General features: G+C 66.7%; 15 protein-coding genes and 2 pseudogenes. 6 read left to right on the top strand and 11 right to left on the bottom strand.

Annotated features, from left to right (window positions below):
* Window positions 1-124: 124 nt before the first annotated feature.
* Window positions 125-508, bottom strand: coding sequence for a DUF2177 family protein (locus tag AC50X9_RS19275; protein WP_494896289.1), 384 nt, complete (start codon window positions 506-508; stop codon window positions 125-127).
* On the opposite strand from AC50X9_RS19275, the gene AC50X9_RS19270 reads away from it, so the two are divergent.
* Entirely contained in the window at window positions 501-1,274 is a 774-nt protein-coding gene (locus AC50X9_RS19270; RefSeq protein ID WP_494896287.1) for a lipoate--protein ligase family protein, read from the top strand. The genes AC50X9_RS19275 and AC50X9_RS19270 overlap by 8 nt on opposite strands.
* A gap of 181 nt (window positions 1,275-1,455) precedes the next feature.
* On the opposite strand, the gene AC50X9_RS19265 is transcribed toward AC50X9_RS19270, so the two are convergent.
* From AC50X9_RS19265 to AC50X9_RS19255, 3 genes and pseudogenes are all read right to left on the bottom strand, one after another.
* A complete protein-coding gene (locus tag AC50X9_RS19265) occupies window positions 1,456-2,103 on the bottom strand; it encodes an MBL fold metallo-hydrolase (protein ID WP_494896285.1) in 648 nt (215 codons plus the stop codon).
* Window positions 2,100-3,185, bottom strand: a complete 1,086-nt coding sequence (locus tag AC50X9_RS19260) for an S-(hydroxymethyl)mycothiol dehydrogenase (protein ID WP_494896283.1) — start codon at window positions 3,183-3,185, stop codon at window positions 2,100-2,102. Before AC50X9_RS19260 ends, AC50X9_RS19265 begins: the two co-directional genes overlap by 4 nt.
* Window positions 3,186-3,342: 157 nt before the next feature.
* Window positions 3,343-3,618: pseudogene (locus AC50X9_RS19255) on the bottom strand (mycoredoxin); the annotation flags it as partial.
* A gap of 117 nt (window positions 3,619-3,735) precedes the next feature.
* Between AC50X9_RS19255 and AC50X9_RS19250 the strand changes: the two are divergent.
* Window positions 3,736-4,482 (top strand): SOS response-associated peptidase, encoded by a 747-nt coding sequence (locus AC50X9_RS19250; RefSeq protein ID WP_494896281.1) that lies wholly within the window; start codon window positions 3,736-3,738, stop codon window positions 4,480-4,482.
* A gap of 216 nt (window positions 4,483-4,698) precedes the next feature.
* On the opposite strand, the gene AC50X9_RS19245 is transcribed toward AC50X9_RS19250, so the two are convergent.
* The gene (locus AC50X9_RS19245) at window positions 4,699-5,025 is read right to left on the bottom strand and encodes a hypothetical protein (RefSeq protein WP_494896279.1); all 327 of its coding nucleotides are present in this window, start codon (window positions 5,023-5,025) and stop codon (window positions 4,699-4,701) included.
* Between the two features lie 100 nt (window positions 5,026-5,125).
* Between AC50X9_RS19245 and AC50X9_RS19240 the strand changes: the two genes are divergently transcribed.
* A complete protein-coding gene (locus tag AC50X9_RS19240; RefSeq protein ID WP_494896277.1) occupies window positions 5,126-5,506 on the top strand; it encodes a hypothetical protein in 381 nt (126 codons plus the stop codon).
* 266 nt (window positions 5,507-5,772) lie between these two features.
* Here AC50X9_RS19240 and AC50X9_RS19235 read toward each other — a convergent pair whose 3' ends face one another.
* From AC50X9_RS19235 to AC50X9_RS19215, 5 genes and pseudogenes are all read right to left on the bottom strand, one after another.
* Window positions 5,773-6,651 (bottom strand): hypothetical protein, encoded by an 879-nt coding sequence (locus tag AC50X9_RS19235; RefSeq protein WP_494896275.1) that lies wholly within the window; start codon window positions 6,649-6,651, stop codon window positions 5,773-5,775.
* Window positions 6,652-6,735: 84 nt separating this feature from the next.
* A complete protein-coding gene (locus AC50X9_RS19230) occupies window positions 6,736-7,392 on the bottom strand; it encodes a response regulator (protein WP_494896270.1) in 657 nt (218 codons plus the stop codon).
* Window positions 7,389-8,648: a sensor histidine kinase gene (locus AC50X9_RS19225; protein ID WP_494896266.1), complete on the bottom strand. Its 1,260-nt coding sequence runs from the start codon at window positions 8,646-8,648 to the stop codon at window positions 7,389-7,391. The genes AC50X9_RS19230 and AC50X9_RS19225 overlap by 4 nt, the downstream gene beginning before the upstream one ends.
* Window positions 8,649-8,825: 177 nt before the next feature.
* Window positions 8,826-9,481: pseudogene (locus AC50X9_RS19220) on the bottom strand (alpha/beta hydrolase).
* A 194-nt stretch (window positions 9,482-9,675) separates the two neighbouring features.
* Window positions 9,676-10,098 (bottom strand): VOC family protein, encoded by a 423-nt coding sequence (locus tag AC50X9_RS19215; RefSeq protein WP_494896264.1) that lies wholly within the window; start codon window positions 10,096-10,098, stop codon window positions 9,676-9,678.
* Between the two features lie 14 nt (window positions 10,099-10,112).
* Here AC50X9_RS19215 and AC50X9_RS19210 point away from each other — a divergent pair, with 14 nt between their 5' ends.
* Window positions 10,113-10,439, top strand: a complete 327-nt coding sequence (locus AC50X9_RS19210; protein WP_494896294.1) for a chorismate mutase — start codon at window positions 10,113-10,115, stop codon at window positions 10,437-10,439.
* 9 nt (window positions 10,440-10,448) lie between these two features.
* Here the strand turns inward: AC50X9_RS19210 and AC50X9_RS19205 are convergent, their stop codons facing one another.
* Window positions 10,449-10,835 (bottom strand): hypothetical protein, encoded by a 387-nt coding sequence (locus AC50X9_RS19205; RefSeq protein WP_494896258.1) that lies wholly within the window; start codon window positions 10,833-10,835, stop codon window positions 10,449-10,451.
* A 132-nt stretch (window positions 10,836-10,967) separates the two neighbouring features.
* On the opposite strand from AC50X9_RS19205, the gene AC50X9_RS19200 reads away from it, so the two are divergent.
* Complete coding sequence (locus AC50X9_RS19200) at window positions 10,968-11,300, top strand: DUF6504 family protein (protein ID WP_494896253.1); 333 nt, start codon at window positions 10,968-10,970, stop codon at window positions 11,298-11,300.
* A complete protein-coding gene (locus tag AC50X9_RS19195; protein ID WP_494896251.1) occupies window positions 11,297-14,803 on the top strand; it encodes a DNA polymerase III subunit alpha in 3,507 nt (1,168 codons plus the stop codon). The genes AC50X9_RS19200 and AC50X9_RS19195 overlap by 4 nt, the downstream gene beginning before the upstream one ends.
* Window positions 14,804-14,835: the final 32 nt, after the last annotated feature.

Raw genomic sequence — 14,835 nt, 5'->3', positions numbered from 1 at the left:
GGAGAGTGTTGAGTTCGGGGTTCACATACCGGGTTTAACACTCTCCGCCTCACTTTAAAAGCGTCCCCACCGTCCCAACCAATAGGAATTACTCATCTAGGGCCCAGCCGGGCCGGCGCCGTCGCTAGTGGAAAACGAGCCAGCCGACCACGGTGGCCAGGCCGGTCAGCACGGCGCCCCAGGCGATATCCGCCACCACGATGGCGAGCGGCCAGTTCTTCAGGGTTGAGGCGTTGGTGAGGTCGTAGGTGGCATAGGCGAAGGTTCCCAGCGCGGCGCCGTAACCGAGCGCGGTGATCCAGCTGCCGCCGTCGAGCGCTGGCTGGAGTGCGAAAAAGACGATCCCCGCGATGTACAAAACGTAGAAGGCGACGGCGTACCCTAGATTGGGTTTGTCCGCCATGAGGTGGCCCAGATGGCTCCGGTAGAACTTGCTCATCGACTTGAGCCAGACGGAGTCGATGACGGCGAACGCGGCGGCTACGACGAGGAACTGCAAGATGACCATAAGGGAGCATAACAAGATGCCGGAGGCCGCGGGCGCACCCCGGACGCTGACGATTTTCCGGCAGGAGGAATCCCTCGGCGCGGCAGCGGACCTGGACCTCGCCCTCGAACTGCTGCGGAAGGTCAAAACCGGCGGGGCCGGCCCCCTGCTCCGGTTCTACCGCCCGGCTCCCACCGTGGCCTTCGGCCAGCGGGACACGCACCTGCCGGGTTTTGACGCCGCGGCCCAGGCCTGCCGCGAGCTGGGCTTCGAGCCGCTGGTCCGCAAGGCCGGCGGACGGGCCGCCGCGTACCACGAGGGGACCCTGGTGATCGATCATCTGGAACCGGACGCCGATGCGATCGCCGGGTCCAAGGGGCGGTTCTCCTTCTTCGGCGAACTGCTGGCCCACGCGTTGCGGACCGCCGGCGTCGACGCCGCAGTGGGGGAGATCCCCGGTGAGTACTGCCCCGGGGAATTCAGCGTCCACGGCCGGGATCCGGAGTTTCCGCAGCACCAGCTCAAACTCATCGGCACCGCCCAGCGGGTGGTCGCCGGCGGCTGGCTGTTCAGTTCGGTCATCGTGGTGGAGAACTCGGCGCCGATCCGTGCGGTGCTGGAAGCCAGCTACGCGGCGCTGGGCCTGGACTGGGACCCGGCCACTGCGGGCGCCGTCAACGACCTCGTCCCGCAGCTCAACGTCGATGCCGTCGAGGCCGCCGTGATCGCCACGTACGCCCGCTACGCCACCCTCGACTACGGCGACTTTGGCAGCCTGCTGGACTGAGCCCTGAGCCCCGGTGCCCTGGTGCCCCGGTGCCCCGGTGCCCTGGTGCCCCGGTGCCCTGGTGCCCTGGCGACTTGGTGAGTGAGTCCGCACACGGCGTGCACCGCGTGCCCACCTGACTCGCAGCAGGGGCCGTTCTGCGCGCTCAGAACGGCCCCTGCTGCAAGCTACTTGGGCGTGGCTAGTGGCCCCGGGCGAGCCATTCCGCCAGCTGCGGCGCCTCGGCGCCGACGGTCGTCGGGTCGCCGTGACCGGTCCGCACCACGGTGTCCGCCGGGAGCGTCAGCAGCCGGGCCTTGATGGATTCGATGATGGTGGGGAAGTCGCTGTAGGACCGTCCGGTGGCGCCCGGACCGCCCTGGAACAGGGTGTCGCCGCTGAACACGGTGCCCTCGCTGGGCAGCGAGAAGCACATGGAGCCGGGGGAATGACCCGGGGTGTGCAGCGCCACGAGCTGTGCGCCGGCGACCTCGAAGGTGTCCCCGTCCACGATCGCGTGGTCCGGTTCGGTGCCCGGGAACACCCGCTCCCAGAGCATCCAGTCCTCGCGGTTCAGGTACACCGGGGCGTTGACCCGCCCGCGGAACTCGCCGACGGCGGCGATGTGGTCATCGTGGCCGTGCGTCAGCAGGATCGCGGTGACCTTCCGGCCGGCGACGGCGGCCTCGACCCGGGCGGCGTCGTGGGCCGGGTCGATGACGACGCATTCAGCGTCGTTGCCGACGATCCAGACGTTGTTGTCAACGTCCCAGGTGCCGCCGTCGAGCGAGAACGTGCCGGAGGTGACCAGCCGGTCGATCCGGAGCCCGTCCCCGGAGCTGCCGCTCACAGTTCGACCACGGAACGCAGCACCGAGCCGGTGTGCATCTTGTCGAAGGCTTCCTCGATCTGGTCGATCGTGATCCGCTCGGTGACGAAGGCGTCCAGGTCCAGTTTGCCCTGTCGGTAGAGGTCGATCAGCATGGGGAAGTCGCGCGAGGGCAGGCAGTCGCCGTACCACGAGGACTTGAGCGAGCCGCCGCGGCCGAACACGTCCAGCAGCGGCAGTTCCAGGGTCATCTCGGGGCTGGGAACACCGACCAGGACCACGGTGCCGGCGAGGTCGCGGGCGTAGAACGCCTGCTTGTACGTCTCGGGACGTCCGACGGCGTCGATCACGACGTCGGCGCCGAAGCCGCCGGTCAGTTCGCGGATTGCCTCGACCGGATCCACCGCGGAGGAGTCCACCGTGTGGGTGGCGCCGAGGTCCCTGGCGCGTTCAAGCTTCTTCGGGTCAATGTCGACGGCGATGATGGTGGTGGCGCCGGCGAGCGCGGCGCCGGCAACGGCAGCCACGCCCACTCCGCCGCAGCCGATCACGGCGACGGAATCGCCGCGGTTGACGTTTCCGGTATTGATGGCCGCGCCGATGCCGGCCATCACGCCGCAGCCCAGCAGGCCGATCGCGGCCGGGTCGGCGACGGGATCAACCTTGGTGCACTGGCCGGCGGCGACGAGGGTCTTCTCGGCGAAGGCGCCGATGCCGAGTGCCGGCGAGAGTTCGGTGCCGTCCTCGAGGGTCATCTTCTGGGTGGCGTTGTGGGTGTTGAAGCAGTACTGCGGCTGGCCCTTGGCGCAGGCGCGGCATTCGCCGCAGACGGCGCGCCAGTTCAGCACCACACGGTCGCCGGGGGCCACCTGCGTAACGTCCGGACCCACGGCGGACACGACGCCGGTCGCCTCGTGTCCGAGCAGGAACGGGAAGTCGTCGTTGATGGCGCCCTGCTTGTAGTGCAGGTCGGTGTGGCAGACGCCGCAGGTGAGGATGTCCACCAGGGCCTCGCCCGGTCCGGGATCCGGGACCCGGATGGTCTCCAGGGTGACGGGTGCTCCCTTGGAGCGGACTACTGCGCCTTTGACTTTATGGACCATGGAATTAGCTCCTCTGCTGATGTCGCGGTTCTTGCCGCGAAACTCGTTGTCTCAAGACTCTGTCGCCACAAATTCTGCCGCAGAACGCGGTGCGGCGCGGCCCCCGGGGAGGCCGCGCCGTCGTCGTCATCGGTTCATATCGGTGAAAGGAACGGCCTTAGGCCGCGAGGCGGCTCTTGACTTCGGCCGCGGAGGGGTTGGTGGCTGCGGTGCCGTCCGGGAACAGCACAGTGGGAACGGTGCGGTTGCCTCCGTTGAGCTTCTCCACGAGATCTGCGGTGCCGTCAACTTCTTCGATGTTGATCTCGGTGTACCCGATGCCCTGGGCGTCCAGCTGCTTCTTCAGGCGGTTGCAGTAGCCGCACCAGGTGGTCGAAAACATGGTGATGGTGCCGGATTCGGGGGTGAAGTCCACGAAGTTCTCCTCAAAGCTGGTTGGCGGCGCTGCGTGGCAGCGCTCGTTGCCGACAAAAGTCGTACGTCACTCCCAATAACCGTAACCCGGAGGCCGCTATTCCCGCGCAGTGTGGCGCGGTGGCATGCTGGTGCCATGTGTGGACGTTACGTGATGGCCCGGGCTGTCGGAGACCTGCTGGCCGAGTTCGACGCCGGACTTGAAGAGGAGATCGCGATTCCACCGTCGTGGAACGTGGCCCCGACGGCGGATGTGCCGATCTTGCTGGAACGCCTGGTCGACGGGGAACCGGTGCGGCAGCTTCATCTGGCGCGCTGGGGCCTGGTGCCGTCCTGGGCGAAGGACCCGGGGATCGGGTCGAAGATGATCAACGCCCGCAGCGAGAGTGTGCTGGAGAAGCCGGCGTTCCGGAAAGCCACCCGCGCCCGGCGCTGTGCCGTCCCCGCGGACGGCTATTACGAATGGAAGGGCGAGGGCCGCGGCAAGCAGCCCTACTATGTGCACCCGAAGGACGGCCGCCCGATTGTCTTCGCCGGACTCTATGAATGGTGGAAGGACCCCTCCAAGGCCGAGGACGACCCGGAGCGCTGGCTGCTCTCGACGTCGATTATGACCACCGACTCGCCGCCGGAAGGCTACGGCGGGGGCATGCTGGCCGAACTCACGGCCCTGCACGACCGGGTTCCGCTGCCGATGGACCGGAGCACGATGCAGGCGTGGCTGGACCCGCACGCCGAAGACGCCGCCGGACTGGTGGGCCTGGTCCGCGCCGGGGCGCACGACGTGGCGGAGGACTGGACGATCGACGCCGTCGGCAAGGCTGTGGGGAACGTCAAGAATGACTCCCCGGAACTTATCCAGCCGGTGGGAAGCCTGTTTTAGCGGGACTCCTGTTCTCGCGCGCGGCGGCGCACCGAGACCCGGCGGCGCACCTAAAGTGAACGGATAAAACGGGCGGTAATCCTTGGCGGCACCGGAGTCCTCGGCCGCGCCATCGCGTGGCGGCTCATTCGGGCCGGGTGGGCGGTGGACGTCACCGGCCGCGATGGACGAAGGATGCCACGGGACCTCAAGGACGCCGGAGCGCGGTTCGTCCCGTCAGAACGCCGGGAGCAGGCAGCCCTGGCAAAGGTGGTGGGAAGCGGGGCAGACCTCCTGGTGGACGGGGTATGTTTCACGGCGGACGATGCCATGCTGCTCATTCCCCATCTGGGGGACGTGACCTCCGGCGCGATGCTCTCCAGCAAAGCCGTCTACGTTGATGCCGTTGGCAACCACGTCAACTCCGACGTCGCACCCCGCTTCGATGCCCCCATCAGTGAAGGCAATCCGACCATGGCGCCCGGCGGGGGAGACTACGACTCCCGCGAGGGCTACGGTGCCAACAAAGTAGCTGCCGAGAACGCCCTGCTGGACAGCGGCCATCCGGTCACCGCGATCCGGGCATCCAAGGTCCATGGGGAGGGCGCCGCGCGTCCCCGGGAGTGGATGTTCGTGAAGCGGGTGCTCGACCAGCGCCCCGGCGGTGTTCCTGGCGCATGGCGGCGACGGCGGCGATCACACCACGGCAGCGGTCAACACTGCCGCCCTTGTGGAACGCGTTTCCGGCCTGCCGGGGGTGCGCATCCTCAACAGTGCCGATCCCGATGCGCCGAACGCCCGTCAGATCGCACGAACGGTCGCGCGGCATCTTGGCCATCACTGGGATGAAGTGTTGCTCGACGGCACCGCCCCCGAGGGCCTGGGTGGGCATCCGTGGGACTTCCGGCCGCCGATCGTCCTGAGTACCTCGGCCTCGCTCGAACTGGGCTACGAACCGGTCGGCACGTATGCCGAAACGATTCGGAACAGATCGACTGGCTTTTGGCCACTGCGGAGTACGGGGCGGACCGGTGGCGCAGGATAAGTTCTTCGGGCAATTCCTGGACTACCGGCTGGAAGACACAATCGTCCATCCGTGACTGCAGGCCGCATGGGCGGCCTGCAGGTCATAGGTCAGTGACGACCCTGAGTTCGTAGCTCACGCACACCGGCTCGATTAGCGTGCCGCCGTGTGCTCCAAGTCACGATAGTGGCGGGTACGAGGACCCCAATAGGGCCGTTGTGCCCTGGGTCACAACGGTGTCTGTTTGCTTCCACGAGGGCATGGCCCGTGTCAGGGCGGAGGGCCCGCTACTTCGCTGCAGCGCTGTCCAGTGCGGCCGCGTTGGTTGCTGCGGTTCGGCGAAGCTCTTTGACTTTGGCTATCTGCGGGGCGAGCTCCTGCGCGCGGGTTGTCAGGTATTTGTCCAGGACGTTGTCGACGGCGGCGTGAAATGTGGTCTTGTCCCGGCAGACCGCGTCGGTGACGGCGATTTTGAACTCCTCCTGTCCGCCCGCAGCCCTTCCTGCATCGGCTGCCTGCTGCGGGTTTGCGTAGGAGGAATACGGGGTCTCTTCCATGCAGGAGGCCCAGGCTTTGACGGCTTTGGCTATACCGGGGTCGCCGGAGGCGGACAGGCTCGCGGGGAAGAACGAGTTGTAGGCGACGCCGGTGGCGAGCATGTAGTTTTCAGCGCTCCCGTAAATCCTCGTCATGGCTTCGCCGCGGCACCCGCCGGAGGAGGTCCCCATGCCTTCCACCGTGGTCATTGAAGCGGTGTCTCCGGGTCCGGTGAGGGCCCTGGTGAACGCCGGATCGGCGAAGAGTTCCTCCTCTGCGGACTCGGGAGCCGGCTCGCGGGGTCCCTGCGGCCCTGCGCTGGCGTAGCCGCTGGTTCTGGCGGCGTCGACCGTGAGCCGTTTGAATCCGATGGCTCCGTTGAGGTCCAGGGTCAAGTCCGGATTGGGCGGCGTGTAGTCGAAGCCGGCCTTGGCCATGCAGAGCCGGACGGCTTCCTGCATTCCCTTTTCGGCGATCGGATCGGCTGTGGCGTAGGACTCCGCCTCGCGGATGATCCCCGAGATGGGCTCCGGGGACGCGGTGCTCGGCGCGGCTGGAATGGCGGCCGCGGCGAGGGCGGCTCCGGTGCCGAGGACCAGGACGGCAGCGCCCAGGTACTTCTTCTTCATGGTGGCTCCCTGGCTTGATTTGGCCAATGCGGTGGCCGACCTTCCCTGTGCGAAGGCCTCGATGGGTGAACGGTGTTGTTGGGGCTAGTTGAGTACGTTGTTTTCGTAGGCGAAAGCGACGAGCTGGATCCGGTTCTTCAGCTTGAGTTTCGCCAGGATGCTGCCCACGTGGGACTTCACGGTCGCCTCGCTCAGAACCAGGGAGGCTGCGATCTCGGCGTTTCCCAGTCCTTTGGCGGCCAGCAGAAAAACGTCGCGTTCCCGACCCGACAGGTCTGCCAGCACGGCGTCGTTCCCTGTCGACGGAGTGGTGTAGTCGCGCAGCAGTTCATTGGTGATGGCAGGGGCGATGACCGAGTGTCCCGAGTGCACGGTTCGGATGGCTGCCAGCAGGAAGTCGGGAGTGGTGTCCTTGGTCAGGAAGCCCGCGGCGCCTACCTGGATGGCCCGGACGACGGCTTCGTCATGCTGGATGGTGGTCAGCACAATGACCTTGGTGGCGGCCCCGCCGGGCGATTCCAGGATGGTCCTCGTGGCTGTGATCCCATCCATGACGGGCATCCGAATGTCCATCAGGAGCACATCGGGTCGTGTCTCCCGGACAAGGTCGACGGCATCCCCGCCGTTGACTGCTTCGCCGACCAGATCCATATCCGGCTGACTGCGCAGGATCATCTTGAGTCCGGCACTAAACAGGGGCTGGTCGTCGGCCAGGGCAATCCGGATGGGTGCGGCGGTCATGCCTTCGCTCCTTCCAGGACGCGGAGGCCGGGTTCTTTCGGTCCTGCTGCTGCTGCAGGATGGTATGGACCTGCCGAGGGGAGGAACGCCAGCACTTCGAAGTTTCCTTCGCCCTGGATCGTTTCGACCCAGCCGCCCGCGGCGGCGGCGCGGGCTTTCATTCCTGCTATTCCACGGCCCGACGGGGCCGTCGTCGGCGTCGCTGCCGGGCTGGTGAGCGACGAGCTGACACGGAGCTCCAGGGACGTTGCTGTCCACATCAGCCGCAGGTGCGCGCCCTGGCTCCGGTTTCCGTGCTTGAAGGCATTTGTCAGGCTCTCCTGCGCCAGCCGGTAAACCGTCAGGTGCTGCATCGGGGTCAGGTCCCAGGGCTGTCCCGCCGTTTCCACCACTACGGGCATACCGCTGGAGCCCAGTCGTTCGGCAAGAATCACCAAGTCCTCGACTCTTTGGGCCGGCTGGTCGGTAATCTCAGTGGAAAATCCCTCGATCAGCCGGCGCGTTTCGACCAGCGCGGTTCGCGCCGACTCGGCGATGACCCTGGACGCTTCCTCGACGGATTCCGGTTCTGCGCGGTGGATGAAGCGTATTCCGTCGGCCTGCGCGACGATGACCGTCAATGAATGGGCCAGGACATCATGCAGCTCCCTGGCAATTCTGTTGCGTTCCTGTTCCACAGCAAGTTCGGTCGCCGTTTCCCGGAGCCGGGCTTCCGCCGCGAGCTGCGCCCGCCGGCTCCGCGAGACGTTGTTTACCGCCAGGGCGACGGCCCAGGCGGCGAGGTTCAGGGCGGCGAACGCCCCGAAGATCAGAAAAGCGTAGGTGAGGGACCGCAATATTCCCCGGCCATAGAGCTGGTTGCCGAAAAGGAAATTGATCCAGGTCTGGTCCGTGAACCAGTTGACGGCGGTGACGCCGGCAATTACGACAGCAGCAACGGGAGGAACCCACCGGTTCCGGGCCTTCCAGCCGACCACGGCGAAAAAGATGACCACGGGAACAGCAGCGTAGCTCAGCGCGCCCGAGAGCAGGACCAGGGGGAAGACCTTGACGCTCTGCAGGACCAAGGCGAGGAAAACAAGCCCGAGGGCGGCCGCAGGCAGGATCTCGGCCACGGCGATGCCCGTGAGGAGCACCAGCAGCAGAGCGCTGTTCTGGTCGAAATGGCGCTGCTCCAGGACAAAGAGTGTCCCCAGGAGCAGCATGGCCGTTGCCGGTGCCGCGAGGAGCCGCAGAAACGTGGTGGTCTTGAACATGCCTTCACCATAGGCGGGCTCACATAGCTTTTCGGGCCATTTCGAATGAGTTCAACCCGGAGGATGAAGAAGTTCCGCCGCATGGATGAGCCGCATGAATGAAGGGCCAGCCACGAAGACGCCCAGGCACGATGGGGAAAGCAGTTCGCCGGTAATAATTCGCTGCGGCGGGGGTCTCTACTGCCCGTCGCGAATGACGGATCCAAACTGCCGCAGGAGATAGTTCCCGGCTTTGAACGCTGCTGGCGACACGGTATCGAGGCTGAGGAAGCCGTGGACCAGTCCCGGATGACTAACGTGGTGGACCTTGGTCCCGGCAGTTATCAGCCTTTGGGCCAAGGCCTCACCCTCATCACGAAGCGGATCGTGTTCCGCCGTTGCTATGAGAGTGGTTGGCAGGCCGCTGAACCTGGCATGCAGCGGGCTCCACATCTCGAGTTGTTCAGCGCGCATGTCGGGAACCCACTGCTGCAACGACCACGCCAAGGCCTCTGTATCGAGTCCCCATCCTGTCCCGTTCTGCTGCACGCTTGGCTGCGACAGCCTGAGGTCGGCAATGGGACAGACCAGCAGGAGCCCGCTGAGGTCAACGCCCTCCGCGACCAGCCGCTGGGCCGCCAGCAGGGCGATCAGGCCGCCGGCGCTGTCGCCGGCGCAGGATGCTCAGGCGCTCGCCGGTAATGGGCCGACAGTACGGCGGCGTTGGCTTCCGCTGCCAGGCGGCGGCACGTCCGGTCATGGGAATCGAGGTCCCCAAAAATGAAGGCCCCGCCATGGACGTAGAGGATGAGAGGCAGCGGGTGCGCGCTGGGGCGGTAGAGACGCGCTTCCACCGGGCTGTCGCCAGGCACCGAAACGTCCACCACGATTGGCAGGTTCGGCCCTGCCGGCCGCACGCATGCGGCGCGCAGCTTCGCCACGTCCAAAGGTGGAGTCTCTGCCGGTTGTGACCGGATGCCCGAGATCCACGTCGCCAGCCCGTCATCGGCAAGGATCTCTTTCACGACGGCCGGATCCCGGTGAGCTCTCAGAGCGTCACGTTCCCGCCGCCGTCGACCGCCCAGCTGGGATTGAAGGCGACCTCCCAGCGGTAGCCGTCAGGGTCGGCGAAGTACCCGGTGTAGCCGCCCCAGGACTGGGTCTTCGGTGCAGCGATGATGGCCGCTCCGGCCGTCTTGGCTTCCGCCATCACCCGGTCGACTTCCGCGGCGCTGCGCAGGTTGTGGCTCAGCGTGATGCTCGGACTGCCGGCAGGCGGATCGGTGGCGGCTTCGGCCTGCATCTGCCCGGCGTCCCAGAGTGTAAGGAGGAGGCCGTGATTGGCCTGGATGAACAGGACTTCGCCGCGGACTTCCCGGTGGACGGGCCAGCCCAGGCCATCCACGTAGAAACTCCGGGAAGCGTCAACGCTTCGGACTCCCAGCGAAATTAAATCGACTCGTGGCTGCATCTTTCGATACTGTCATGGACATGTCCACAAATCACCAAGACGAAAAAGCTGCCAAGGCCGACCGGGACCAGCTCGCCGCCGTGCGGGTGGCCGTTGACGAGGTGGATGAGCAGATCGTGTCGCTGATCGGCCGCCGCGAGCGCCTGATCCGGATCGCCGGAACCTTGAAGGCGGACAGTGCCGAGGTGCGGGCCCCCGGTCGCGTGGAGCGGGTCATCGAACACGTCCGCGCCACGGCCGAGCAGAAGGATATCGACGTTGATCTCGTCGAGAAGACCTACCGGGCGATGATCGACGCGTTCATCACGCTCGAACTGGGAGTCTACAAAGCCAGCTCCTAGGGCCGGGGCCTAGAGCGCTTCCTTGACCGGCACGTTCGCCTGGTAGTCGCGGCCGTCGCAGTCGCTGAACGCCGTCATGAGGTGTCCCTTGGCCAGGCCCATGATGGTGCTGATTGGAAAGTGCCCGGTGATGGTGTTGCCGGAGTGCTCCACGCCCTTGAGATCAAAGTTCTCCTCCGTGCCATCGTGGCTGAAGCAGTAGAAGGACACGGCCTCCCCGTTCATGAACTCGATTCCCATCCGTCGCTGGTGGGAATAATCCGGGGTTGAGGCCAAGAGCCCGACCACATAGGCGCCCTGGCCGGGGATATTTCCGTCTATATCGAACTTCGCCACCAGGGACGTGTCCGCGGCGGCGATGCTTACGTGCTTGAGAAGTGCGTTATGGGAGCTCATGGCTCAATCCTGCTACCTGTGTCTGCGTCCGTCCACCCCCGATCTAGGTTTTGCCCCGGCCCCGTCGTAGACTGGAGTTGTTCGAAGATATATTCGAACGTTTACTTCAGGTGGTGAGGTCCGGGAGGCGCAATGGGCATGTTCAGCGAGTCAGTGGACGTCGTCTGCGCACCCTCCGGCCAGCCCCTGAGCCTTGACTGGGCGGGCCGTCACTACACCGTCTGCGCCGAACCGGACCGCTGGTACGAGCGGCGCCAATGGTGGGCGGAAGAACAGCGCGCACCCCTGGGAAGCGGACCGGGACTCGTGGACCATGAGATCTGGCGGGTCCAGGTGCGCCGGGCAGATGCCCCCGACGCAGAAACCCTCACCCTTGACCTCACCCGGCATGCCGGCAGCGGACGCTGGCGGCTGCTGCGGATCCATGACGCCCTGCTTCCCCACCGGAAACCCGAATCAGCATGAGCTTCACCCATCTCCACGTCTCCACCGCCTTCAGTGCCCACTACGGGGTCTCCTGGCCGGATGACCTGGCGGCCGCCTCAGCAGCGGACGGGGCGACGGCGCTCGCCTGCACGGACCGCGACGGACTCTACGGGACCATTAAGCACCTGAAGGCCTGCATGGCGGCAGGACTGGACCCAATCGTCGGCGTTGACCTTGCGGTTTTCGACGACGACGACGACGGCGACCTCCGCACCCAGCTCGGGGGACGCGTTGTCGTGCTGGCCCACGGTCACAACAACGGCGCCGGGTACCGGGCGCTGTGCCGGCTGATCTCCGATGCGCATGCCCGCACCACGGGTAAAGCCGGGGGAGCGGTGCCCGCCGCCGTGACCCGGGCCGAGCTGGCTTCCCGGACCCTGCATCCGGAAACCCTCAAGCCGGTGCTCACCGTGCTGATCGGCCCGGACTCCGACGTCGGACGTGCCATGGGGGGCAGAAGGTACCTGCGCCCCCGCACCCTGTTCAAACGCTGGATCGATGCCATGCCGCCCGGCACGCTCGCCGCCGAGGTGGTCAGCCAGCTCAGCCCGCCCGGCGAACCGCTCAGCACCGCCCACGCGGTGCGGATGCTCAAGCTCGCCGCAGAACACGGGGTCCCCGCGGTGCTGAGCAACGCCGTGCGGTATGTCGCCGAGGACGGAGCGGCCACCGCGGACGTGCTGGATTCCGCCCGCACGCTCAAATCGCTGCCCGAACTCTCGGCCGCGCCGCTGCTCCAGCCCAACGGGCAGGCCTGGCTGAAATCCGCGGCGCAGATGCAGCAGCTGGGCAAGGAGATAATGCACGCCGCCGGGTACGGCGCAGCAGACCTCAAGAGCCTGCTGGCCCAGACCGAGGCGCTCGCGGACCGTTGCCGGATGGACCCCGTGACGGACATGGGATGGAAGCAGCCCGTGGTCCCGGAAGCCTCGGTGATCGGAATCGCCGGGGACCCCCTCGTGGAGCTCACCCAGCGCTGCGAAGCGGGCATCAGCAGGAGGTTCCCGGGGATCACCGGCAAACCCGCCGAGGAGCTGCGCTCGCGGCTGGAACACGAGCTGCGGATCATCGACAGCCTGGGCTTCGCCGCGTACTTCCTCACCGTGGCCGAGGTATCCCGGATGATCCTGGACATGGGCGTCCGGGCGGCGGCCCGCGGTTCGGGGGCCTCCAGCCTGGTCAACTTCCTGATCGACGTCAGCCAGGTGAACCCGCTGCAGCACGACCTGATCTTCGAGCGCTTCCTCTCCCGGGACCGCGCCACGTTGCCGGACATCGACATCGACGTCGAAAGCGCCGAACGGCACAACGTGTACCGGAAGATCTTCGAACGCTTCGGCTCCGAGCGCGTCACGCTGATGAGCATGCAAAACGGATACCGCGCCCGCGGTGCCGTGCGCGACGCCGGCCTGGCGCTGGGCATGGAGGAAGGCGAAATCGGGGACATCGCCAAGCAGTTGTGGCGGTTCTCGGCCCGGAACTTCCGCGAAGCCCTCGAAGAGAAGCCCGAACTGAAGGAATTCGCCGGACGGGTGGGGCAGCGGGACTTCAGCGAAAACCAGCAGCTGGACCTGCTGGTGGACCTCACCGAACGGCTGGACCGGCTGCCGCGCCACATCTCCATGCACCCCTGCGGGGTGATCCTGGGCGACGCCACCCTGCTGGACCGCACCCCCGTGCAGCCCAGCGGCCTGGGCCTGCCGATGAGCCAGTTCGACAAACACGACATGGACCCGATGGGCATGCTCAAACTCGATGTCCTCGGCGTCCGAATGCAAAGCGCCATGGCCTTCGCCGTCCGCGAAGTGATCCGCCTGCATCCCTCCAAAGCCGAGGTCATGGCCGCCGGGGCCCACCCGGTGGGACCCGGCGGGACCGGCCCGGACTACATCGCCGAGGACGGCCGGATCGACCTCAACGCCGTGCCGCTCGACGACGAGCCCACCTATGAGCTGATCCGCAGCACCCACACCCTGGGCTGCTTCCAGATCGAATCACCCGGGCAGCGGGAGCTGATCGGCAAACTTGCACCCCGGGAGTTCAACGACCTCATCATCGACATCTCCCTCTTCCGGCCCGGGCCGATGAAATCGGATATGGTCCGGCCCTTCCTGGAACACCGGCACGGCTTCGCCCCCGAGGTCTATCCGCACCCCGACCTCAAACCCGTCCTCCAGGAGACGCACGGCGTCACCGTGTTCCATGAGCAGATCCTGAAAACGTTCGACGTGATGACCGGATGCGGGCTGGCGCGGGCCGACGAATTCCGCCGCGCCCTCGGCAACGACCTGCTGGAAGGGAAGGTGGAGGAGTTCTTCCGGAAGGAGGCCCGGGCCAGGGGATACAGCCCCGCAGTGGTGGACAAGGTCTGGGGGACCCTCAAGGCCTTCGGCAGCTTCGGGTTCTGCAAGGCCCACGGCGCCGCCTTCGCCGTGCCCACCTACCAGTCGGCCTGGCTGAAGACCCACCACCCGGAGGCCTTCCTCGCCGGGCTGTGGGAACACGATCCGGGCATGTACCCCAAGCGGCTCCTGGTGTCCGAGGCCCGGCGGCTGGGGATCCCGATCCTGCCCCTGGACATCAACCGGAGCCGGGCCGAGTACCGGGTGGAACGCGTGGACACCGGCCCGGAGCGCGGAAAGCTGGGCATCCGGCTGAGCCTGAACGGCATTTACGGGCTCTCCGGAACCGAACTGAAACGGATCGTGGCGGGACAGCCCTACGACTCGCTCGCTGACCTGCGGGCCAGGTCCCGGCTGAGCAAACCGAGCATCCAGCGGCTGGCCCAGCTGGGCGCCTTTGACTCCCTGCACCGGGCCTCCGGCGGGACCGCCAACCGCGCCGACCTGGTCCAGCACCTGCAGACCCTGCAAAGCCGGCCGCAGCGCAAAGGCCCCGAGGTGATCGAAGGGCAGCTCTCGCTGCCGCTGGGTGACATCGAACTGAAAAACCTCAAGGCAGTGCTCCCGGCCCCCACCCTGGTGGACACCGTCCGGGCCGAGCTGGACCTGATGGCCGTGGATGTCAGCGGCCACCTGATGGCCAGCCACCGGCCGTTGCTGGACCGGCTCGGGGTCACCACCGCGGACAAGCTGCTGGGCCTGCGCAACGGCACCGAAGTGCTGGTCGCCGGAGTCCGCGTCGCCACCCAGACCCCTCCGATGCGGGGAGGCCGCCGGGTGGTCTTTATCAGTATCGACGATGGCACAGGCTGCGTGGACTCGGTGTTCTTCCATGAGGCCCAGGAGCTGGCCGGTCCGCTGCTGTTCGGGACCCGGCTGCTGCTGATCCGGGGCAACACCCGGCGGACGGGGCCCAGGGGGATCAGCATCAGCGCCAGCATGGCCTGGGACCTGAGCCGCACCGATACCCTGCCCTTCCCGGTCCCGGCCTCCGGGATCCCGGAATACCGGGAACCTGAGCCCCCCGGCCCGCTGGAGGGCATCAGCCGCAACCTCGCCATCACCGGGCTGGGCGGCTGAGTGGCGCGTTGGTTGGCCTCTGCAGAAACCGA

This window comes from Pseudarthrobacter sp. HLT1-3 (genome assembly GCF_059383535.1).
This window is presented reverse-complemented; position numbering and strand designations above follow the sequence as displayed.

Bases quoted from the DNA above. Each gene is read 5' to 3' on its own strand.
- AC50X9_RS19270 (WP_494896287.1), top strand. From the start codon at position 501: ATGACCATAAGGGAGCATAACAAGATGCCGGAGGCCGCGGGCGCACCC.
- AC50X9_RS19195 (WP_494896251.1), top strand. From the start codon at position 11,297: ATGAGCTTCACCCATCTCCACGTCTCCACCGCCTTCAGTGCCCACTAC.
- AC50X9_RS19250 (WP_494896281.1), top strand. From the start codon at position 3,736: ATGTGTGGACGTTACGTGATGGCCCGGGCTGTCGGAGACCTGCTGGCC.
- AC50X9_RS19245 (WP_494896279.1), bottom strand. From the start codon at position 5,025: ATGGCCGCTGTCCAGCAGGGCGTTCTCGGCAGCTACTTTGTTGGCACC.
- AC50X9_RS19210 (WP_494896294.1), top strand. From the start codon at position 10,113: ATGGACATGTCCACAAATCACCAAGACGAAAAAGCTGCCAAGGCCGAC.
- AC50X9_RS19225 (WP_494896266.1), bottom strand. From the start codon at position 8,648: ATGTTCAAGACCACCACGTTTCTGCGGCTCCTCGCGGCACCGGCAACG.
- AC50X9_RS19235 (WP_494896275.1), bottom strand. From the start codon at position 6,651: ATGAAGAAGAAGTACCTGGGCGCTGCCGTCCTGGTCCTCGGCACCGGA.
- AC50X9_RS19275 (WP_494896289.1), bottom strand. From the start codon at position 508: ATGGTCATCTTGCAGTTCCTCGTCGTAGCCGCCGCGTTCGCCGTCATC.
- AC50X9_RS19200 (WP_494896253.1), top strand. From the start codon at position 10,968: ATGGGCATGTTCAGCGAGTCAGTGGACGTCGTCTGCGCACCCTCCGGC.
- AC50X9_RS19205 (WP_494896258.1), bottom strand. From the start codon at position 10,835: ATGAGCTCCCATAACGCACTTCTCAAGCACGTAAGCATCGCCGCCGCG.
- AC50X9_RS19215 (WP_494896264.1), bottom strand. From the start codon at position 10,098: ATGCAGCCACGAGTCGATTTAATTTCGCTGGGAGTCCGAAGCGTTGAC.
- AC50X9_RS19230 (WP_494896270.1), bottom strand. From the start codon at position 7,392: ATGACCGCCGCACCCATCCGGATTGCCCTGGCCGACGACCAGCCCCTG.
- AC50X9_RS19260 (WP_494896283.1), bottom strand. From the start codon at position 3,185: ATGGTCCATAAAGTCAAAGGCGCAGTAGTCCGCTCCAAGGGAGCACCC.